Raw genomic sequence first — 20,817 nt, forward strand, 5'->3', positions numbered from 1 at the left:
AGCGGACATTATATCGAAAATTCGGGGCCGTGTCAAATACTTTTTCATTTTTTTCATTTCTGTGGTAGAATAGTGGTAAATCCGCACAGGAGGGCCTCTCATGAAGGAATTTACCATTGGAAAAAACGACGCTGGACAGCGGTTGGACCGCTGGCTGGGCAAGGCCGTGCCGCTCCTCCCCGCCCCCCTGGCCCAGAAGTACATCCGCCTCAAACGGGTGAAGGTCAACGGCAGGGGTTCCCAGCGGGACGTCCGGCTCCAGACCGGAGACCTGCTGCAATTATACATCAACGACGAGTTTTTTGACACCCCCACCGAGGACAACGCCTTCCTCTCCATCTTCCAGCCCCAGCTGGACATCGTCTACGAGGACGAGCACCTGCTGGTGTGTAACAAGCGCCCCGGCCTCCTGTGCCATGCCGACGAGCACGAGTACGTCTCCACCCTCATCACCCACATCCAGGCTTACCTCTATCAGAAGAAGGAGTGGAGCCCCCGGTGGGAAAACGCCTTCGCCCCCGCCCTGTGCAACCGCATCGACCGGAACACCGGCGGGCTGGTCATCGCCGCCAAGACCGCCGAGGCTCTGCGGATCATGAACGACAAAATCAAGGGCAGGGAGATCTCCAAGTTCTATCTGGCCGCCGTGGTGGGGAAAATGAACCCGCCCCAGGGGGAGCTGCGGGGCTTTCTATTAAAGGATGAGGTCAAAAAGCAGGTGACCGTCTACCGCAAGCCGGTGCCCGGGGGCAAGTCCGCCGCCACCCGGTACCGTACCCTGGCCGTCCAGGGAGGGCTGTCCCTGGTGGAGTGCGAGCTGCTCACCGGCCGCACCCACCAGATCCGGGCCCAGTTTGCCGCCGCTGGGCACCCCCTGGCGGGGGACGGCAAGTACGGCCGCCGCTCCGACAACCAAAGGACCGAGCGTAAGGGCCAGGCCCTATGGTCCTACAAGCTTACCTTCGATTTCCCCACTCCCGCCGGATGCCTGGAGCACCTCCATGGCAGGACCCTGACCGTCCCCCCGGAGCAGATCGATTTTGTCCGGGAGTGGTTCCCCGGAACGGCTGTGTAGGCAGGGCCTTCCGCCGTCCCGGCGCCCCCTGAAATTTTTACTGGAAATCCGTTGACTTTTGGGGGTACAACATATATATTGTAGTTTGCTATCTTTTATAAAAATCACGAAAAGGAATGGGGGAGGATAAATGTCCAAGGAGCTGATCCGCCTGTCGGATTGCGTTGTGAAATTCGACGACGAGGTGATCCTGGATCGCCTGAACCTCTATATCAATGACAAGGAATTCCTCACGCTCCTGGGTCCCAGCGGGTGCGGCAAGACCACCACGCTGCGGATCATCGGCGGGTTTCAAAAGCCCACCTCCGGGGACGTGTTTTTTGACGGCAAACGCATCAACGACGTGCCGCCCCATAAACGGAAGGTGAACACGGTCTTTCAAAAGTACGCCCTGTTCACCCACATGAACATCTTCGAGAACGTGGCCTTCGGCCTGCGCATCGCCAAGGTGCCCGAAGCCGACCTCACCCGCCGGGTGGAGGAGGCGCTGGAGCTGGTGAACCTGCCCGGCTACGGTAAGCGCGGGGTGGACTCCCTCTCCGGTGGGCAGCAGCAGCGGGTGGCCATCGCCCGGGCCATCGTCAACCGCCCCCAGGTGTTGCTGCTGGATGAGCCCCTGGGCGCACTGGATTTGAAGCTGCGGAAGGACATGCAGGTGGAGCTGAAAAACATCCAGCGGGAGGTGGGCATCACCTTCGTCTACGTCACCCACGACCAGGAGGAGGCCCTCACCATGTCCGACACGGTGGTGGTCATGGACAAGGGCAATATCCAGCAGGTGGGCACCCCCGTGGACATCTACAACGAACCCAAGAACGCCTTTGTGGCCGACTTCATCGGGGAGTCCAACATTATCGACGGCACCATGCCCGAGGATAAGGTAGTGCGGATGTACGGCAAGAAGTTCCCCTGCCTGGACGGGGGCTTCGCCCCCAATGAGCCGGTGGACGTGGTCATCCGCCCCGAGGACATCGATATCGTCCCCGTGGAGCAGGGCCAGCTCACCGGCACCGTCACCGAGGTCACCTTCAAGGGGATGCACTACGACATCATCGTGGACTTCCAGGGCTTCAAGTGGCTTATCCAGACCACGGACTACTCCCCCGAGGGGGCCAGGATCGGGGTGAAGATCGACCCCGACGGCTTCCACATCATGAAGAAGAGCCAGTATTCCGGCCGGTTCGGCGATTACAGCTCCTACTCCTCCGAGTACGACGAGCTCAACGAGGATACGGAGGCGGAAGATGAAGAGTAAGGGGATTGCCTACCCCTACGTGGGGTGGATGGGGCTTTTTGTGGTGGCGCCCATCCTCATCATCGCCGTCTACGCCTTTACCTCCGCCGCCGGCGGCTTCACTCTGGACAACTTCAAGGACATGGCCCAGTACGCCTCCGCCTTCGGCCGGTCTTTCCTGCTGGCCGCCGTGGCCACCGTTATCTGCCTGCTCATCGGCTACCCCCTGGCCTACTTCCTGGCCCGGGAGACCGGCTGGGTCCACCGCATGGCCACCATGCTTATTATGCTGCCCATGTGGATGAACTTCCTGCTGCGCACCTATTCCTGGAAGTTCCTTTTGGAGCGCAACGGCCTTATCAACACCCTGCTGGGCTTCCTGGGGGTAGGGCCCTTCCAGATGATCGACACCCAGGGGGCCATCGTGCTGGGGATGGTGTATAACTTCCTTCCTTATATGATCCTGCCCATCTTCTCCGTCATTGAGAAAATCGACCCCAAGGTCATTGAGGCGGCCCAGGATTTGGGGGCCGACAGCCTCACCGTCTTCCGGCGGGTGACCTTTCCCCTGTCCCTCCCCGGGGTCCTCAGCGGCATCACCATGGTGTTCATCCCTTCGGTGTCCACCTTCGCCATCTCCTCCATGCTGGGGGGCGGCAAGATCCTGCTGCTGGGCAACCTCATCGACATGCAGTTCTTGGGCAACGCCTATAACCCCCATTTAGGCAGCGCCATTTCCCTGGTGATGATGGTCATCGTCATGGTGTGTATGGCCCTGATGAACCGCTTTGGCGAGGGCGAAGAGGGGGTGGCGGTACTGTGAAAAAGAACGGCATCCCCAGCCGGCTGTTTCTCGGATTGTGCTTCCTCTTCCTCTACGCCCCCATCCTGGTGCTGGTGGTCTTTTCCTTCAACGCCGCCAAGTCCAGCGCCGTGTGGACCGGTTTCACCCTGAACTGGTACGTCCAGCTCTTCCAGAACAAGACCATTCTGGACGCGCTGTGGGTCACTCTGGCGGTGTCGGTGCTGGCGGCTGTCATCTCCACCGTCATCGGCACGGCGGCGGCCATCGGCTTCCGCAACCTGAAGCGCCGGACCCGCCACGTGTGCATGACGGTGAACAACATCCCCCTCACCAACGCCGACATCATCACGGGCGTATCCATGATGCTCCTCTTTATGCTGGCGGTGGGGATGTGGAACGGCAGCTTCGTCAAGATGTTCGGCTTTCCCAAGCTCAATCTGGGCTTTTGGAGCCTTCTTATCGCCCACATCACCTTCGACGTGCCCTACGTCATCCTGTCGGTGAGCCCCAAGCTGCGGCAGCTGGACCCCAACATCTATGAGGCGGCCCAGGACCTGGGAGACCACGGCTTCCACGCCTTCCGGCGGGTGGTTTTGCCCGAGATCATGCCCGGGGTGGTGAACGGCCTCATCATGGCCTTCACCCTCTCCATCGACGACTTTGTCATCAGCTATTTCACCGCCGGGCCCCGGACCCAGAATCTGTCCATGGTGGTCTACTCCATGGCCAAGAAGCGGGTCAGCCCGGAGATCAACGCCCTGTCCACCATCATGTTTGTCACCGTGGTGGCGCTGATGGTGGTGGTCAACCTGCGGCAGGCCAGCCAGGAGCGGCAGGCCAAGCGGCGGCGGGAGAACCTCACCGCCTCCTGACCCGGCTTTGGGGCCCCCGGGCCTTGAAGGGATATGATAACCGAAAGGAGCAAACTGAATCGAATTGAAAAAGAAGTTGATCTCTCTCGCGCTGGCCGGAGCCAGCCTCCTGAGCCTGGCCGCCTGCGGCGGCGGGACCACCGCCGCCAAGGGTGAGGTGAACGTCTACAACTGGGGCGAGTACATCGACGAGTCCATCTTTGACGAGTTCACCGCCCAGACAGGCATCCAGGTCAACTATCAGACCTACGAGTCCAACGAGGCCCTCTACGGCAAGCTGGCCGGCGGCGCCACCGGCTACGACGTGATCATCCCCTCCGACTACATGATCGGCCAGATGATCGAGGAAGACATGCTGGAACCCTTGAATTTTGACAACATCCCCAATTTCAGCGACGTGGACGGCTCCCTCAAGAACCCGGAATACGACCCGGAGAACCTCTACTCCGTGCCCTACATGTTCGGCATCCTGGGCATCATCTACAACACCACCCTGGTGGACGAGGGAGAGGACATGGAGACCTGGGACGTGCTTTGGAACGAGAAGTATTCCAACGACATCCTCATGTTCAACAATTCCCGGGACACCATCGGCATCGCCCTGAAAAAGCTGGGATATTCCTATAACACCACCGACCCCGCCCAGGTCACCCAGGCCGTGGATGAGCTGGTGGCCCAGAAGCCCCTGGTCCAGGCCTATGTGATGGACGACATCTTCCAAAAGCTGGAGGGCGGCAACGCCGCCATCGGGGTCTACTACTACGGCGACTACCTGACCATGGAGGAGAATAACTCCGACCTGGCCTTCGCCCTGCCCCGGGAGGGCACCAACCGCTATGTGGACGCCATGTGCATCCCCAAGGGCTCGGAGAACAAGGAGAACGCCGAGGCCTTCATCAACTTCATGTGCTCCACCGACGCCGGTGTGAAGAACGTGGAGGCCACCTGGTACTCCTCCCCCCTCCTCTCCGTCCGGGAGGCCCTGGACCCCGAGGTGGTGGACGACCCCTTCGCCTACCCCGACGAGGCCTTTATGGCCCAGCAGTGCGAAACCTTTGCCTGCCTCCCCGCCGACATCCGCGCCCTCTATAACGACCAGTGGGTGCGTCTGATGAACGCGTCCTGAGACTCCAAAATATCTTTTCGCAAAAACGCTGACACAGAGTGTCAGCGTTTTTGTTTTCTGCCGAAAATGAAGCGCAAAATTTTATCCCGTGTTTTCCGCGGCCGGGCGGGGGAAAGCTCCGTCCGGCCCCTTTTTTCGATCCCTTCCTCTTTCATCTTGCAAAAAACCTAAAAATAGACTAAACTAATATTCGATTCCCGACACTTGTACAAAAAGGGGTTTTAACCATGTCATTGACCATCGGTCTCACCGGCCGTGCCGAAACCACCGTCGTCCAGGAGAACACCGCCGCCGCCGTGGGCAGCGGCCTGCTGCCCGTCTTCGCCACCCCCATGATGGTGGCTCTTATGGAAAACGCCGCCGTCAACGCCCTGATCGGCCATCTGGACGAGGGCGAGGGCTCTGTGGGCACCCATATGGATATCTCCCATGACTCCGCCACCCCCATCGGACTGAAGGTCTGGGCCAAGGCCCAGCTCACCGCCGTGGACGGCCGGGCGCTCACCTTTTCCGTCACCGCATATGATGAGGCAGGCCCCATCGGCAAGGGTGTCCACCAGCGTTTTATCATCCAAAATGAAAAATTCATGGGCAAAGCCCTGAAGAAGAAAGAGGGCTGAGCCGCCGTGTCCATCGAGAAAGTCCGCGCCTTCTTCGCCCAGCGGGGCCGGGAGGGCGACATTCTGGAATTCGACGTCTCCTCCGCCACGGTGGAGCTGGCCGCCCAGGCCGTGGGCTGCCCCCCGGAGCGCATCGCCAAGACCCTCTCCTTTGCCGTGGACGGCGGATGTGTATTAGTGGTCTGCGCGGGGGATGCTAAGGTGGACAACGCCAAATTCAAGGCCCAGTTCCACACCAAGGCCAAAATGCTCAGCCTCGACGAGGTGGTGGCTTTTACCGGCCACGCCGTGGGCGGGGTGTGTCCCTTCGCCATTGACAATCCCGCCGTCACCACCTATCTGGATGAATCTCTTCGCCGGTTCGAGACCGTCTATCCCGCCGCGGGCAGCGCCAACTCCGCCATTGAGCTCACCCTGGACGAGCTGGCGGAGTTCTCCGGCTGTGCCGGCTGGGTGGACGTGTGCAAAAACTGGAACGGAAAGGAGCCGCTATGAAAGGGAAAAACAGCCTGCTCACCGCCTCCGTGGTCTACCTGATCCTGGGGCTGGTCCTCATCTTCTTCCCTGGTCTTACCACCGGCATCTTCTGCACCGCCGTGGGGGTCCTTCTCCTGGTCTACGGCGGCATCACCATCGCCAGCTTTTTTGTCCACCAGGGCAGCAGCCGCAGCTTCAGCTTCCAGGCCGAGCTCATCCTGGGGGTCATCTCCGCCATTGTGGGCGTCTTTTTCCTGGCCCGGCCCAGCATCATCCTCTCCATCCTCCCCACCATTCTGGGCCTCTATATCCTCATCGACGGCCTGGTGAATCTGAAGCGGGGGCTGGACATGCGGGCCTTCGGCTACGCCGGCTGGACCGCCACGCTGGTCCTCTCCATCATCTCCCTGGTCCTGGGCGCCGTCATCCTCTGGAACCCCTTCGCCACCCAGCTTCTGCTGGTGCGGGTCATCGGCGCCGCCTTCCTCTATCAGGGCGGCTCCGACCTGTGGGCCATCCTCACGCTGAACAAACTTTCCAAAGACGAATAAAAGAAGTCCCCGGTACGTATCGTACCGGGGACTTCTTTTCAGCCGTCGCCCCGAAGGACGTTGTGGACATAGCCCTCGAGAGCGTCCATGGAGCCCACGTTGTCCCCCCGGCTCATGATCTGGTCCTTGGCGTACTGGGGGATCTGGTCGAAGAGGGCCGACGCCCTGGGATCCTTCGCCAGCAGGGTGTTCAGGTCCCGATATTCTTTTCTTTTTGACATTTCATCTCACCTCGGCTTTAGGTTCCCCCGCCGGAACATGGGATATCCTGTCATATTTTACTTGCCTCCAGCCCCGGAGACGTGTAAAATAAAGTCAGCGTTATTTCGAAATCCGAAAAACAGGAGGCAGAGAAAATGGAATATAAAATCATTGGTGAGCCCATGCCCGTTGTGGAATGCCAGCTCAACCCCGGCGAGAGCATGATCACGGAGCGGGGCTCCATGTGCTGGATGAGCCCCAATATGCAAATGGCCACCGGCGCGGGTGGGATCGGTAAGGCCTTTGGCCGCATGTTCTCCGGGGAGTCCATGTTCCAGAATACATACACCGCCCAGGGCGGCCCCGGCATGATCGCCTTCGCCTCCAGTTTCCCCGGCTCCATCCGGGTCTTTGACATCACCCCCGACAGACCCATCGTGGTGCAGAAGGCCGGGTTCCTGGCCTCTGAGCAGGGCGTGGATCTGTCCATCTTTTTTCAGAAGAAGGCCGGTGCCGGCTTCTTCGGCGGCGAGGGCTTCATCATGCAGAAGCTCTCCGGACAGGGCACCGCTTTCATCGAGATCGACGGCTACGCCGTGGAGTATGAGCTGGCGGCCGGCCAGCAGATGATCGTGGACACCGGCAACCTGGCCATGTGCGACGCCACCTGCTCCATTGATATCCAGACCGTCAAGGGGGTCAAGAACGTCCTCTTCGGCGGCGAGGGGCTCTTCAACACGGTGGTCACCGGGCCGGGCCGGGTGGTGCTCCAGACCATGCCTGTCAGCGGCTTCGCCGCCTCCCTGGCCCCCTTCTTCAACACGGGAAATTAAATCCGGAATTTTTCGGACAAACCTATTGACAATCCGCCGGTATTTGGTATAATAATTCTTGCGTTTGCGGTAGCGAGCGCAAGATAGCGGGTTTGTGTAAGGGTAGCACAGCAGACTCTGACTCTGTATGTGAGGGTTCGAATCCTTCACCCGCTGCCAAAACAAAAGGCAAGTGGATGCTTGGTTACTTTAAGTAGCTAAGCATCCACTTGCTTTTTGTTTCAATCTGGGGAGTCAACATTTTATGGCAGGCAGTAATTCCATCCGCCATCTACGGCACCATAGTTGGATCTCTCCACCCCTTGGTGCTAGGTTTGATACATCCCAGGACACACATGAGTGCGTATATCGTCGCCACCTCATGGTTAACAGGGTTCGTCCGACAATGCTTACAGCCCCGTCCAGCCCCCGCGAAGGACACGGCCCAGTTAAATAATTACAGATATTTTACTATAGTATCGCTTTCCAGGCAAAGCACCAGGTCCTTGCCTGTCTTTCGTCTAAGATTGCCATAGTCTCCAGCAAACCTTCCGCTGGCGGAATCATGGATAAAGGCACACCACATATATTCTAAATACGCCCAAAAAACCGAATTATACTCCCTCTGCCAAAACGAAAGATAAGCGGGTGTCTAACTCTGCCAAGGGGCTAGGCACCACTTATCTTTTCTTCTGATATACGAATTCTTATATTTCGTTTCCAGTTAACGTTCACATGCATAACCGCAAAATATGCAACAAGAAAGGACAGCATCAAAAGATGCTGTCCTTTCTTGTTGCATATGAACTGCCACTGTCATGAGAAAGGCGGAGACCTAAAGTCCCAGGGCTGTTAAAGCAAGGCATTTGCCATAGGCCAGAAGATAAAGAACAAAAGAAGCGTACCGATAACCGCCATGGGAAGGCCCAGCTTAAGGCCGTCTTTAATCTCCAGGTAACCGGAGCCGTAGCAGATGGGAGCGCACATATAGGAGGATGGAAACATAAACGATACATTTACGGCCATGGTCAAAACCATGCCAAAGGCGGCGATACTGAAGTTGGTAACTCCGGCGGCGTTGGTTGCCTGGATCACAGGGACAAAGGCCGCGAAAAACAAAGACTGCACGACCATATTGGATAAAAATTGTGTAAGCACTACGCTGGCCACCAGGATAACCGCTATGAACAGCGCGGGAGGCAGCGAAGAGGCAATGGGGGTGAATACGTTGCCCAGGAAGGTATTCACCCCCGTGGCGTCGCTGGTAATGGTATTGCAGAACACCTGAATACCCATTACAAAAATGAGCGTAGGCATCGAGATCTGGGTAAGGCCCTTTGCGACGTCGAAAACAGGCTTTCCCTTGACATGGACGATCGCCAGGATGGCAATGCCGAGCAGCGGAGCACAGGTGGTACCGATCGAGCTGAAATAGGCCGCTACCCCGGGAAACACGCCGCTGAGCAGGTCGGGAGCGAGCCACATGACGACGACCGCGGCAAATACACCGATGCTGATTTTCGCTTCCGGGGAGAGCGTTTTCATCTGCGCGGCCTTCGCATCGGGATCATATTTTTCAAACTTGGTGAAGTCGGGCTTACAGAGAAGCCGCAGAACAACGATGGTCGCAATGAAAAACAGTACGCCAAACGGAATCCCAATTTTGCAGAAGTCCAGCATCGAAACCGGGGCCCCAGCGGAGGACATTTGGCCCAGCATGACCATGGCGATCGGATGCGAGATCGGAGTGGAGGTGTATCCAATCACGACAAGCCACAGGGTGGCGGCGGTCAGAACTTTTCCGAAGCGGTCGCCCTTCTCATACCCCAGTTCTTTGCAGATGGAATCAACCATAGTCATATAGACCAGTGTGACAGGCGCACAGTCCAGAAACAGGGCGACGATGAACTCCGAGAGAAGAAACATCGTGATAAACACCCAGGGCCGCCCTTTGCATATTTTCCTGCTGATAAACCAGGTGGAGATGTGGTCGATGACGCCGGTCTCAATCAACGCGGTGTTCAGCAGCATTGCGGTAAGGATAAATCCGAAGCTCCAATGGCCATAGGTCACCGCGGCAAGGGAATTGGGATCCGAAATGCCGAACATGATGACCAGAGCGAAGGCCAGCAACGAGGGCCAAACGGTGCTGGCAAAGACCCAAAGCCAGATGGTCGCCGCAAAAATCGCGATAATATTTACGCCTGTGGCAGTTAACCCGTTGATTTCCGGCAAGAACAGCTTGATCGCGAGAAAAATCAGGACCGCTATAAAGACGCGTATGTATTTATTTTTTGTACCTGCGCTCACGATAACCCCTCCTAAAAGTCAGTGGTGGCTCTCTCTCAAAATGACCGATTCAGAAACGATATTTTGATCTCCCAACGCATCGTTCACATATTGCCGTTTGGTCTTATTCTCCAGCCTCATCGCCTCGGTGAGATGCAGGATGATCCCACTGTTTGCCAGCATGTCCTGGAGCGTGCCGACCTCAAGATCGTGAAGCGTCTTCCCACGCTTGACCGCCAGCGCCGCGGCCAGGCCCGCAACCTGGCCGGTGAACGCGCACGCGGGGATAAAGCGCGTAAGCTCCCAGGCCTCTTTACTGCCGCCCACCGTCCTGCCCGCTGCAATCATATTGTCAAACTGACCGCTGAGCAGCGCTTCATAGGGCAGCTCGTACACCGGGGCATGGGGCTTGATGGAATCCACGACGCAGCCCACGGAGTTCGGCTCGTACTTTTCGGGCACAGGTACAAAGGGCACCTTTGAGCGGATGGATCTGGTGGTGCGGAACTGCGGCGTAAACGGCATGGTGAGCATGGCGTAGTCCGCCCTCTTATGCGCTTTCAGATACTCCCGCGCCAGTCTCCTGCTGAGCTTGATGTATTCGTTTCGGCTTTCACTGTCGCAGCCAGTGAACGTAGGCAGCTCGGTGCCGGAATTATCGGAACAGGCATTCTGGCCGATCCACCTGATCCGTACGGCGTCTATCATGCTTCCCCGGGAAATTCCCTTCCGCATGACGTCAAAGTTCAATTCATGGCACCAGAAGGAAACCAGGTTTTCCGCGGTGACGCAATCCGCCCCCGCCCGGGCAAATACATCGCAGTCACCGGATGCGTCAACCACCATTTTAGCCATGTAGGCGGTCCTGCCGGATTTATTTTCCACAATTACGCCCTTGCATTCCCTGCCCTCCAGAATGGGCTCAGAAAACACCGTGTCAAATACGACCTCCACGCCCTCGCGTTCCATCATTTCATCAAAGGCAAAAATGGCGGCGGGCACGTTGAACTGGGTTCGGTATCTCCCGGCGGGGGCCTCCAGGCGGGAAGGGCGGCCGCGCCAGCAGTCAGGAAGGTTATCGTAGCCATACCGAATCGTTTCATGCAGCAGTTCTTCTGCCAGGCCGCCATATACTTTGTTCCCGCAGCCGTCACAAAGCGCCAAGTAGATGCAGACGTTTCCCAAGGTCGCCAGGCCGCCCAGGACGATGCTCTTTTCTATCAAAACCACATGCATGCCGTTTCTCGCCGCGCTTACGGCGGCGGAAATTCCCGCGATCCCGCCTCCTACGACGACCACATCACAGTTCTTTACAACAGGAACCGTTTGCTTTGCAATAACAAATTCATCATGTAGCTCCAAGCCACACCACTCCCCGTTTTATTGACTTTTTATAAATACAATGGTACCATTGCATTACATATTTTATGAGAATTTTACAAGAAAGTAAATTATAGATATGTTTATTGATGCTTAACAGAAAGGTTAAGGGACTGAGTTTTATGAATAAGTTGGCATACGAATACTTTCTCGAAGTGGTAAAACGCGGAACCCTCTCTGAAGCTGCGGAGCATCTTTATGTTTCACAGCCGGCCATCTCCCGGCAGATTTCCAATCTGGAGAGTGAGCTGGGGTTTGCCCTTTTTTACAGGGAGCCTCTCGGGCTTCGTCTGACCCCGGGTGGAAATCTGTTTTTTCAGGAATGCGAAAAGCTGCAGGTCCGGTACGATCAGATATTGTCGGAGGCCCAAAGCGCCAACGCCGGAAAGATCGGCTATGTAAAGATCGGCATACAAGAAGGGCATGACGTGGATGATTCGTTGATTGACATCATACATAACTTCAGAAATGAACATCCGGACATTGCCGTCGAGGTGGTTTCTCTCTCTCACAAAGCGCTTCTTGAGAGCTTGTCGCTTAATAAGCTGGATGTAGGGATCGCAATTTGCTTCAACGAGAAAAATGAATTCAGAAATTTGGGAAGCCGATTCCTGAGACAGCGGCAGAGCTATATCATATTGAACCAGGATCATCGTCTTTCGCGCTCCGGTAAACTTGACTTGGAGGCGTTAAGCGATGAGACGCTAATGATTACCTGCCCGGATGTCGCCACAGATGGAGTCGATTTTGTAAAAAGAACGTGCGGCAAGCTGAACATCCACCCGAAGAGCATCCGCCTGGCTCCCAGCTACTCCACCCTTTATATCTGGCTGTCAATGAACGAAGGCTTTGCCATCTCCGATCAAAACGCATGGTTTGAAAACCGTAAACTCAAGTATTTCCCCCTGCCTTCAGAGGGAGACTCAACACAGGTTGCCTATTGGGCAAAAAACAAGATTTCTCCATGCGCAAAGATGTTCGTAGATTATCTTGACTGCAACATTAACGTTTTTGAGGCTGGCTTGGCAAGATAGCTGGTTTTATTTGCCGCCGCACCATAGCCATGGACCCTCAACCTTGCAAGAATGCATTATTTGTGCTATGGTAAATTTAAACTTATTGCGGGTTAATTGGAACGGGGCAGCGGAAAACCACCTGTTTTGTGCCATCGGCGGCCACGTTTGGATTATTGTTAAGAGGGAGGGAAATGAATGCGTCAGCAATCGATTGGCGGAAATTGTCAGGTCCTTCTTGATCAGCTGCAAAAAGACTTCATGGCCTTGCTGGAAATCGCTTCAGTCGGGATCCTTATTTTGACCCCTGAGCTGCGTATCCGGCAATTCAATCAAGCGGCACTCAAGCTTTTAGGGGTTTCGGATTCTATGGCTCAGCCCCTGGACATCCCACTCTTTGAGCTCATCGACAAAAATCAGCTTTCAGAATCTGAGGTGCGCATGGGTGTTAAGGCACACCTTATCACCACGGGGAAAGAGGGACGAAGGCTCTTTGTCACCTCAAGGGAAAGTAGCTCAAGAAACATCCTCTTGATTATTGAACCGGCCGGGGACGCCTCCCCGAGGGTCAAGAAGCCGATGGCCGGCTCAGTTGCTTATTTTCACTTTGACGATATCATTGGACAATCGGCGGTTTTGCTCCGCACCCTTGAAATGGCTAAGATTGCCTCCCAAAATGACAGCAACATTCTGCTTACCGGCGAGAGCGGCACCGGAAAGGAAATGTTCGCCCAGTCCATCCACAACGACAGCGCCCGCAGCAGTGGGCCCTTTGTCCCAATCAACTGCGGTGCCCTGCCCAAAAGCTTGATTGAAAGCGAACTGTTTGGCTATGACAGCGGCAGTTTCACAGGCGCCAAGCGGGAAGGACACGCGGGAAAATTTGAGCAGGCAAATGGAGGAACGCTCTTTCTGGATGAAATCGGCGAAATGCCGCTTGATATCCAGGCCACTCTTCTTAGGGCCCTTCAAAGCAGGGAGGTTTTTCGGATCGGAGGCAAAAAGAGCATCCAGGTAGATGTGCGCATTATTGCCGCCACAAATACAAAATTGTCCAAACTGGTCGAGCAAAAGCTCTTTCGGAAAGATCTCTTTTACCGGTTAAATATCTTTTGTATCAAGATCCCTTCTTTGAGCGAACGGGAAGAAGATCTCTCCATCCTTATTGACTACTTTTTGGGAAAATACGCCAACAAGCGCACGGACCTTTCAATCAAAGGATTCTGTCCGGAGGCGATCGAACGTCTGACAACATATTCTTGGCCCGGAAACATCAGGGAGCTGCAAAACGCGATTGAACGGGCGGTCTATCTCGCAAAGTCCGAATATATCGAGGCCGAGGCATTGCCCACCGCTATTCTTCAGCACCAGTCGTCCCCGGAATTAGGTGCACAAAAAAACATTGTGGAGCCCGCTTGTCCGAGGGGGTATTCCCTTCTGGATATGGAAAAACAGCAGATCGAAAATGCCCTGTTGACATGCCACGGGCGTGTGGAAAAAGCCGCCGATCTGCTTAAAGTAAACAGACGAACATTATATCGAAAGCTGGAAAAATACAACATTAATCAAAAAGAGTTCAGCAAATGAACGTGTGAGAGATTATTTTTCCTACTGCCGGAGATTGCTTCGCTATGTCCCTTTTTCCCGGTGTTTCCGGGCAAGCTGCTCTTTCGATCAAATATAAGCAGGTTCCGGGGTATGGTTCTCATTTTCAGACAGAAAAGCACGAGGCACTTTAGAACGCATGGTATTCTTTGGGTTTTGTCCACAAAGAATACCATGCGTTCTAAAGTGCCTTTTCAACCGCAATGGCAAGTTTTTGGGAGATGTGGTCGGAGAAACTATTGTAACTGTCCGAATTTAGATGTGGCAGACGATCATGGCCTCCACATTCTCGGGAGTGGCCTCATCTTTGATGCGGCTGTCCACCTTGACACCATTTTCATAGAGGGCAACCGCCGGCATACCCATAATCTTTTGGGAGAAGGCAAGACGCCGGGCCCGGCCGATGTCAATGGCGCAGAACTTGATTCTGTCACCATAAGACGCCTCCAGATTGTGAATATGAGGCATCAAAGCAATACAGGGCGCACAGTCCTCCCCGTAAAAATCCACAAAGACTATGCCGGAGGCCTGCAAGACCTCCGCTTCAAACGTATTCTTGTCCAGCTCTAACATGTGCAAATCTCCTTGTCTATCAATTTGGGATGGGCATAGCGGAATCTCCAAACAAATGCATTTGAAATGGTGAGAGGCGGGCGCAGTGGCAGGAGATCGCTCAACACCGCCAAGATTTTGGATACCGCTGCCGCGGTGCCCTCACCCTGTAAGGTATTTCTCCGCCTGGGTGGCCGCAACGGCGCCGTCGGAAACGGCGGTCACCACCTGCCGCAAGGGCTTGACCCGAATATCCCCTGCGGCGAATACGCCGGGGATGTTGGTGCGCATATAAGCATCGGTAACGACATATCCGTTTTCCGTGTTAACGACACTTTCAAACAATTTGGAATTCGGCTGAAAGCCGATAAAGCCGAAAAGGCCGAAGGTACCGTCTTCCGGATCGGCTTCAACCGTGGTCACTTCTCCAGTCTTGACATTGCGCACCACCATACGTTCCAACAGCTCATCCCCAAAGACCTCGTCTATAACGGTATCCCATAGGAAAGCAAGCTTTGGATTGGAAAATGCCTTTTCCTGGATGGACCTGGCGGCCCGCAGTTCATTGCGCCGGTGGATAATAGTGACCTTCCGGGCAAATTTGGTCAGATATATGGCCTCCTCCACCGCGCTGTCGCCGCCGCCCACCACATAGACTTCAAGATCTTCAAAAAGGGACCCGTCGCAGGTGGCGCAGAAGGAAATACCCCTGCCCACAAACCGGGACTCATTTTTACACCCGATGGGCCTGGGGAAAGCCCCCGTGGCCAGGATCACCGTTTTCGCCAGGTAGGTTCCCCGAGTGCCTGTCAGCTTTTTCACATTTCCCGTCAGCTCCACACACCTGATCGTATCGCTGACGCGCTCCGCGCCAAACCTCTGCATTTGGACCGCCATCCTGGCCGCCAGAGAAGAGCCGCTCTCCGATTCCACCTGCTGGCCGGGATAATTTTCGATCTCACTCGTCGTAGCGATCTGCCCGCCATATTGTCCCTTTTCCAGGACCAGTGTGGACAGACGCGCGCGGCCCGCATACAGGCCGGCCGCAAGGCCGGCTGGTCCCGCGCCCAAGATGATCACATCATAGATTTTACTCATACAGACCGTCTCCCACACTTATTTTTGGCCTCCCGGGAACGAGCTGTCCCTCGTCCTCCGCCCCCGGGAGGCCGCTGTATCGTTATTGCGGAAAAGCAGAAGCCTGCTTCCCGGTCCATGCGGAAGGAGGTTTTGGGCAGCCGGACTCAGCTGTCCAGATAGGCTTTCAGATAATCGTCGATCTCGGTTCCCACGATATTGTTGAAATAGTTGTTTGCCAGAAGCATGCAGCTGTATGTGACCAGCACAACCATGGTTTCCTCATCGTAACGAGACTGCAGGGCCTCATAGATATCATCCGGCACATGGTTGGGATCTTCGTGGAGGGCTTCGGCATAGCTGATCAAATCCTGCTCCTCCTCGGTGAAGCTGAAGGTATCCCAATCGATGCCCATGTCCACGACGGCTTTCTTGAAATAGTTGCCGCAGATCAGGCACTCATTGGCATTGGAGGCAGCGTAGCCGAAAATCTGTACGGCTCGGTCACCGATTTTCGAGATGAGCTCCGTCTTAACGGCATAGGTGCCCTCCTCAAGCGCGATGAAAGCGGTGGCATTGTGGCACAGGATCTCCTTCATGTTGGTGATGCGGAACCCCTTTGCCTTATGATCCGCCATGGCCCGCAGGGCCTCATGGGACGCAGAAGCCGGGGTGACACGGGAAATAACATTTTTTCTTTTCATGAAACAAACTCCTTTGTTCAAAAATCATGGATCCATGCTCCGTGTCGCGGCCCGGTCCGGGTGCGCCTCCGGATGAGCCAACAAGGGCAGGACACCTCAGTATTCGTTCTGGCAGCAACTGCATCAACCGCCTATTACTTAAGCAAAAATCATGCCAAAATCGATTCTAACGCAGGGCAAAATTGCAGCAAGAGGCATTTTGGCAGGCCGGTGCAGATTTGCCAGAACCTTATTGCCCAAAGAATTGCAGCGCTCCTTTCAGCAAACTTCTTCAGCGTTGTACCGCTCCGCGTTTTCCACCTGCTCGGCAACAGTTTGCCCAAAAATTTCCAACAAATTTTTGCACATATATGCGTGACGAATTGACACATTTGTGACATAATGACATAAATGTGTCAAAACCGCACAAGGTCTTTACCATTCACGTACATCCAGGAAAAACAGCATTTCACACAAATTCAGGGGAATCCGATCCAGCAGTCAGAAAAGTGTTTTTGGCATGGTTTTTGCACTGAATAATTTGTGTTCGGTGCAACTGACATCAAAAGCAGGAGTCCACACCTTGTCCGGCACCTGAAAGTGCGTCCAGGGCCGGACACAAAATGGCCATGAAGAAGGGGGACTGCAAATTCCAGGCCTATGAAAATAAAAACAGCGATCTAAAAAGCCTGGTTTGAAACCTCCCATCAGTGTGGAAAAACATTTATCTGCGCCAGCTTTACTTAGAGATAAAGCATTAATACTAATTTTGGAATCGCAGGGGGACTACTGTGTCCGTCAAAAGCGGGGTGCTCCTGGACAGCGGTCGGAGCATCTGCAGACGCAAAGTGTTTGTAATATCCCCTGGCCCATTTTCACGAAAAGGCGTAATTGATCTCGGCCTTTGCGGACTACATTTCAGAAAAAGTGTACAAGAAAGGAAGATGACAAAATGAAAAAGAGACTGTTTTCGTTTTTCCTGTGCGCGGCGATGCTTTTGGGCCTGAGCGGGTGCGGCAGCCCCCCCTCCAGCGCAAGCCCAGATGCCAATAATCCTCCCAGTACCGGCGAGCCGTCCAACGCTTCCGAACGCACGGAGCCTCTGGTCCTCCGATTCGGCGCGACCGGTTCCGGCAACGAAGATGACAACCAGTGGCTGACGAACCGGGAGATCATCGCCCAGGTGGAAGAAGAGACCAACGGGATGATCACGTTTGAGTACTACCCCAGCCAGCAGTTGGGCAGTGCTACTTCCATGCTCGATCAGGTCCTGATGGGTACGTTGGACATTGCCGCGCTCCAGCCCAACGTCGCCGCGGCAATTTGGCCGGAATTCAATGTCTTGGTATTTCCCTTTGCCTATCCTGATCTTCAGGTCTATTGGGACAGCATGCTTGATAATACCATGTACGACCTTTTGAACGGCGTCACCGCTGGCAAGGCTGTCTATCTGGGGGTTTGCTCCGCCAGTTACCGCGGCTGCCAGAACAACCAGCATCCTATCCGGAGCGCCAGTGATCTTCAGGGCTTGAAGTTCCGCGTCCAGGCCGGCGAGATCTATGCCGATATTTTTGCCGCCATGGGCGCCAGCACCGCCAGCATCGCCGCCGGAGAGCTTTACGCGGCGCTCCAGCAGGGCGTCGTAAACGCCGAGGAGAATCCCGTCGGTTATTGTTATGACAACGGCATCTATGAGTGCGCCAAGTATGCCACGGAGCTGAATTGCGTCAACTCCAACGCCCAGCTTTTCATGGCCACTGAAACCTGGAACAAGCTGACCGACAGCGAGAAGGAGATCTTCCAGCGTGCGTGCAGAGAACACCCGGTGGTGGCCCAAACTGAATACAACAAGCGTCTTGACGAGTTCTATCAAAAGTTTACGGATGCGGGAATCGAAGTGATCCGCAATAGCGAACTGACCGAGGAGGAGAGACAGTCCTTCCAGGATGCTGTAATGCCGGTTTGGGACAAGTACATCCAAAATATGGACCCTGATTTTTACGCCAAGTGGTGCGAAAGCATGAAAGCCGCTTGGGAGAAAAATGGCTATACCTGGACCATGTCCTGATCATTGTACCATGCGGGGTCTGGATGTTCATTGTGCGTCCAGACCCCGCTTTAAAAGGGAGGGCGTTTTATGGAACATGCTCGCAAGGCGGCGCAGTATATAGGGAAGGCGGTCCGCCTGCTCGAAAATATTGTCGGCATCGGTGGAATGCTGGTTTTTGGGCTCTTCATTATGTATGAGATTATTGCCCGTGCGCTGGGATTCCCCGGTCTTTCCTGGCTGCAGGAATTTAGTCAGTACATGTTTATCATCTCAATTTTTATCTTTTGCAGCCGGGCCGTCTCCTCCGGCGACCATCTGAACATGGACATGCTGTACCGCATCACACCGGCCCAATTTCACAAGCCGCTTCAGTGCTTTGTGGACCTGCTGATGATCGCGGTATCCGGCTTCATGCTTTACTGCACCTGGCAGTACTATTTATTCCTTGCCCGCATGGGAACCAGCACGGAAAGTATGAGCGCCGTCAAGATGACTGTGGTCTGGCTCCCGATCCTAATTTGCATGGGAACAATGACGGTTCGCTTTCTCCTTGTTTTTATCAAGCGGGTGAAGGAGTATATTACCTTTCTGCAGGAGACAAATAATGCGTTGGATGCTGCAAAATGAATGTCCTGCGGCGGCTGTGCGTGTTTCAGAACAAGGACGGCCAGCCCCAACGGTTTCTCTCACAGGGCCCTTTATTTTGGAATAAGGAGGGAGGAAATCCTCAATGACGATCTCTATTGTACTGATCCTCTTCTTTGTCTTGCTGTTTATTGGCATGCCGATCGGCTTCGTCATTCTTGGCGCTTCTGGTGTGGGCATCATGGCCATGGGTACCAACCCCATGATGATGGTACAACAGCTGTTTGGTGGAATGAACAGCTTTACATACCTATCCATTCCATTTTTTATCATGGCGGGTGATATCGCCGCAGAGGGCTTGACCTCATCACGCATTATTGATCTGATCAACGCCTTTTTGGGCCGGCGCAGAGGTGGTCTGGGCATTGCTACCGTGATCGCATGTGTGTTTTTCGGGGCCATTACCGGGTCGGCCATCGCCACTGTGGTCGCCATCGGCGCTTTTATGATGCCGAAGCTCCTGGAAAGCGGATACCCCAAAACCCTGGTGCTGGGTATCATTACGGCCGCCGGAACCTTGGGCGTCATGATCCCGCCCAGCATTCCCATGCTGACCTATTCCCTCGCGATGAACGTCTCCGCAGGGGACATGTTCACAGCCGGATTCGTTCCCGGTATTATGACCGCCGGACTGTTCTGCTTATATGTCTATGTGATCGCCGCCCGCAAGAACATTCCCATCACTGGAGAAGCGCTGACCTTCAAGCAAAAAATGAAAGCTCTTGTACGCAGTATCTGGGCCATCATGTTTCCCGTCATTGTGTTGGGGAGCATTTACGGCGGACTGGCCACACCCACGGAAGCGGCCGTGATCTCCCTGTTCTATGTAATCCTTGTGGAACTCTTTGTTTACAAAAAGGTAAAGCTGAAGGATATTCCCAGGCTTCTGGTCAAGTCCATGATCAGCTCCGCAACGCTGACGCTTACGATTGCCGCCGCACAGGTATTTGTGTGGTATTTGACCACGTCGCAGGTTACCACACAAATTTATAACGCCTTAACAGGCTCCTTTACCTCCGCCACCGTACTGATGATCGTAATGGCGCTGCTGTTCCTGCTCGTGGGCTGCTTTACTAGCGTAATGACCGTCTGCGTCATTCTTGGCCCCCTGATCAAGCCTGTCTTGAGCTTTTTCGGCATCAGCCTGGTCCAGTTTGGCATCAGCGCTATCATGATGTCTCAGATCGGTTTCCTGACGCCGCCCTTTGGCTATTGCCTTTTCGTCACTATGAAGGTTTCGAAGAGCAGTATGGGTGAAGTAGTGAAATCAACCATGCCATTCCTGCTGATCATGTTGGCTGCAGAGCTCCTGCTGCTCCTGTTCCCCCAGCTTTCGCTGGCGTTAGGTACACTGATCGGCTAATCGTGCCGCTGTTTTCATCACAGATGGCGACGATGCTGGACAAATTTGCATCTCCCCAAAAGAACGGCTTGGGCATCCGAACCCCCCAGGGAAATCGAAGTGCTGAAACCATGCCCCTGGCTGACCTAGACAAATTTACCCATGGAGTTATCATCAGCTAAGACAGTCTTGGACTTGAGTCCTGCAACTACTGCCCAAAAGCTCCAAGGTCATTGACCTTGGAGCTTTTCTTTTTCACTTCTTAATATAAGTTTACAATCTGTTCACCCCTTCCTTCCCTCCTTCGGTTGCTAAATAGGCATTTTTAGGCTATAATACCCACAGTTGGCAACGCAAACACGGACGGGCCTTTCCCGTCCGCACAAAGGAGAATGGTCATATTGAGTA

At 54.7% G+C, this 20,817-nt stretch carries 21 protein-coding genes and 1 tRNA gene; 16 read left to right on the forward strand and 6 right to left on the reverse strand.

Going from position 1 to position 20,817, the window contains the following annotated elements; translation table 11 throughout:
* Positions 1-100: 100 nt before the first annotated feature.
* From AAEU42_RS05520 to AAEU42_RS05555, 8 genes are all read left to right on the forward strand, one after another.
* On the forward strand, positions 101-1,075 hold the full coding sequence (locus tag AAEU42_RS05520) for an RluA family pseudouridine synthase (RefSeq protein ID WP_342232539.1): 975 nt from the start codon (positions 101-103) through the stop codon (positions 1,073-1,075).
* A gap of 130 nt (positions 1,076-1,205) precedes the next feature.
* Complete coding sequence (locus AAEU42_RS05525; RefSeq protein ID WP_342232540.1) at positions 1,206-2,330, forward strand: ABC transporter ATP-binding protein; 1,125 nt, start codon at positions 1,206-1,208, stop codon at positions 2,328-2,330.
* Positions 2,320-3,132 carry an ABC transporter permease gene (locus tag AAEU42_RS05530; RefSeq protein WP_342232541.1) on the forward strand — a complete coding sequence of 271 codons (813 nt, stop codon included), beginning with the start codon at positions 2,320-2,322 and terminating at the stop codon, positions 3,130-3,132. Before AAEU42_RS05525 ends, AAEU42_RS05530 begins: the two co-directional genes overlap by 11 nt.
* Entirely contained in the window at positions 3,129-3,986 is an 858-nt protein-coding gene (locus AAEU42_RS05535; protein ID WP_342232542.1) for an ABC transporter permease, read from the forward strand. Before AAEU42_RS05530 ends, AAEU42_RS05535 begins: the two co-directional genes overlap by 4 nt.
* Positions 3,987-4,050: 64 nt before the next feature.
* Entirely contained in the window at positions 4,051-5,112 is a 1,062-nt protein-coding gene (locus tag AAEU42_RS05540; RefSeq protein WP_342232543.1) for an ABC transporter substrate-binding protein, read from the forward strand.
* Positions 5,113-5,339: 227 nt separating this feature from the next.
* Positions 5,340-5,732: a thioesterase family protein gene (locus AAEU42_RS05545; RefSeq protein WP_342232544.1), complete on the forward strand. Its 393-nt coding sequence runs from the start codon at positions 5,340-5,342 to the stop codon at positions 5,730-5,732.
* A 6-nt stretch (positions 5,733-5,738) separates the two neighbouring features.
* The gene (locus AAEU42_RS05550; protein WP_342232545.1) at positions 5,739-6,227 is read left to right on the forward strand and encodes a YbaK/EbsC family protein; all 489 of its coding nucleotides are present in this window, start codon (positions 5,739-5,741) and stop codon (positions 6,225-6,227) included.
* Positions 6,224-6,760, forward strand: coding sequence for an HdeD family acid-resistance protein (locus tag AAEU42_RS05555; RefSeq protein ID WP_342232546.1), 537 nt, complete (start codon positions 6,224-6,226; stop codon positions 6,758-6,760). The genes AAEU42_RS05550 and AAEU42_RS05555 overlap by 4 nt, the downstream gene beginning before the upstream one ends.
* Before the next feature lie 38 nt (positions 6,761-6,798).
* On the opposite strand, the gene AAEU42_RS05560 is transcribed toward AAEU42_RS05555, so the two are convergent.
* Complete coding sequence (locus AAEU42_RS05560) at positions 6,799-6,981, reverse strand: hypothetical protein (RefSeq protein ID WP_342232547.1); 183 nt, start codon at positions 6,979-6,981, stop codon at positions 6,799-6,801.
* Between the two features lie 135 nt (positions 6,982-7,116).
* Here AAEU42_RS05560 and AAEU42_RS05565 point away from each other — a divergent pair, with 135 nt between their 5' ends.
* Complete coding sequence (locus tag AAEU42_RS05565; protein ID WP_342232548.1) at positions 7,117-7,794, forward strand: TIGR00266 family protein; 678 nt, start codon at positions 7,117-7,119, stop codon at positions 7,792-7,794.
* Between the two features lie 85 nt (positions 7,795-7,879).
* Positions 7,880-7,953 (forward strand) — tRNA-Gln (locus AAEU42_RS05570).
* Positions 7,954-8,625: 672 nt separating this feature from the next.
* Here AAEU42_RS05570 and AAEU42_RS05575 read toward each other — a convergent pair.
* Together AAEU42_RS05575 and AAEU42_RS05580 are read right to left on the reverse strand one after the other, a co-directional pair.
* Positions 8,626-10,083 (reverse strand): SLC13 family permease, encoded by a 1,458-nt coding sequence (locus AAEU42_RS05575; RefSeq protein WP_342232549.1) that lies wholly within the window; start codon positions 10,081-10,083, stop codon positions 8,626-8,628.
* 18 nt (positions 10,084-10,101) lie between these two features.
* Complete coding sequence (locus AAEU42_RS05580) at positions 10,102-11,424, reverse strand: FAD-dependent oxidoreductase (RefSeq protein WP_342232550.1); 1,323 nt, start codon at positions 11,422-11,424, stop codon at positions 10,102-10,104.
* Positions 11,425-11,564: 140 nt separating this feature from the next.
* Here AAEU42_RS05580 and AAEU42_RS05585 point away from each other — a divergent pair, with 140 nt between their 5' ends.
* A complete protein-coding gene (locus tag AAEU42_RS05585) occupies positions 11,565-12,476 on the forward strand; it encodes a LysR family transcriptional regulator (protein WP_342232551.1) in 912 nt (303 codons plus the stop codon).
* A gap of 177 nt (positions 12,477-12,653) precedes the next feature.
* Positions 12,654-14,042, forward strand: a complete 1,389-nt coding sequence (locus AAEU42_RS05590) for a sigma-54 interaction domain-containing protein (protein ID WP_342232552.1) — start codon at positions 12,654-12,656, stop codon at positions 14,040-14,042.
* A 273-nt stretch (positions 14,043-14,315) separates the two neighbouring features.
* Here the strand turns inward: AAEU42_RS05590 and trxA are convergent, their stop codons facing one another.
* The 3 genes from trxA to AAEU42_RS05605 form a co-directional block, all read right to left on the reverse strand.
* Positions 14,316-14,633, reverse strand: coding sequence for a thioredoxin TrxA (gene trxA, locus AAEU42_RS05595; RefSeq protein WP_342232553.1), 318 nt, complete (start codon positions 14,631-14,633; stop codon positions 14,316-14,318).
* Positions 14,634-14,774: 141 nt separating this feature from the next.
* Entirely contained in the window at positions 14,775-15,710 is a 936-nt protein-coding gene (gene trxB / locus AAEU42_RS05600; protein ID WP_342232554.1) for a thioredoxin-disulfide reductase, read from the reverse strand.
* Between the two features lie 146 nt (positions 15,711-15,856).
* The gene (locus AAEU42_RS05605) at positions 15,857-16,393 is read right to left on the reverse strand and encodes a carboxymuconolactone decarboxylase family protein (protein WP_342232555.1); all 537 of its coding nucleotides are present in this window, start codon (positions 16,391-16,393) and stop codon (positions 15,857-15,859) included.
* A 72-nt stretch (positions 16,394-16,465) separates the two neighbouring features.
* Here AAEU42_RS05605 and AAEU42_RS05610 point away from each other — a divergent pair, with 72 nt between their 5' ends.
* From AAEU42_RS05610 to AAEU42_RS05625, 4 genes are all read left to right on the forward strand, one after another.
* Entirely contained in the window at positions 16,466-16,759 is a 294-nt protein-coding gene (locus AAEU42_RS05610; RefSeq protein WP_342232556.1) for a hypothetical protein, read from the forward strand.
* A gap of 565 nt (positions 16,760-17,324) precedes the next feature.
* Positions 17,325-18,440, forward strand: coding sequence for a TRAP transporter substrate-binding protein (locus tag AAEU42_RS05615; protein WP_342232557.1), 1,116 nt, complete (start codon positions 17,325-17,327; stop codon positions 18,438-18,440).
* A 69-nt stretch (positions 18,441-18,509) separates the two neighbouring features.
* Positions 18,510-19,049 (forward strand): TRAP transporter small permease, encoded by a 540-nt coding sequence (locus AAEU42_RS05620; RefSeq protein WP_342232558.1) that lies wholly within the window; start codon positions 18,510-18,512, stop codon positions 19,047-19,049.
* Positions 19,050-19,152: 103 nt separating this feature from the next.
* Entirely contained in the window at positions 19,153-20,430 is a 1,278-nt protein-coding gene (locus tag AAEU42_RS05625) for a TRAP transporter large permease (RefSeq protein ID WP_342232559.1), read from the forward strand.
* Positions 20,431-20,817 lie beyond the last annotated feature (387 nt).

The sequence above is a fragment of the Pseudoflavonifractor phocaeensis genome (assembly GCF_038439875.1).
Taxonomy (GTDB): Bacteria; Bacillota; Clostridia; order Oscillospirales; family Oscillospiraceae; genus Vermiculatibacterium.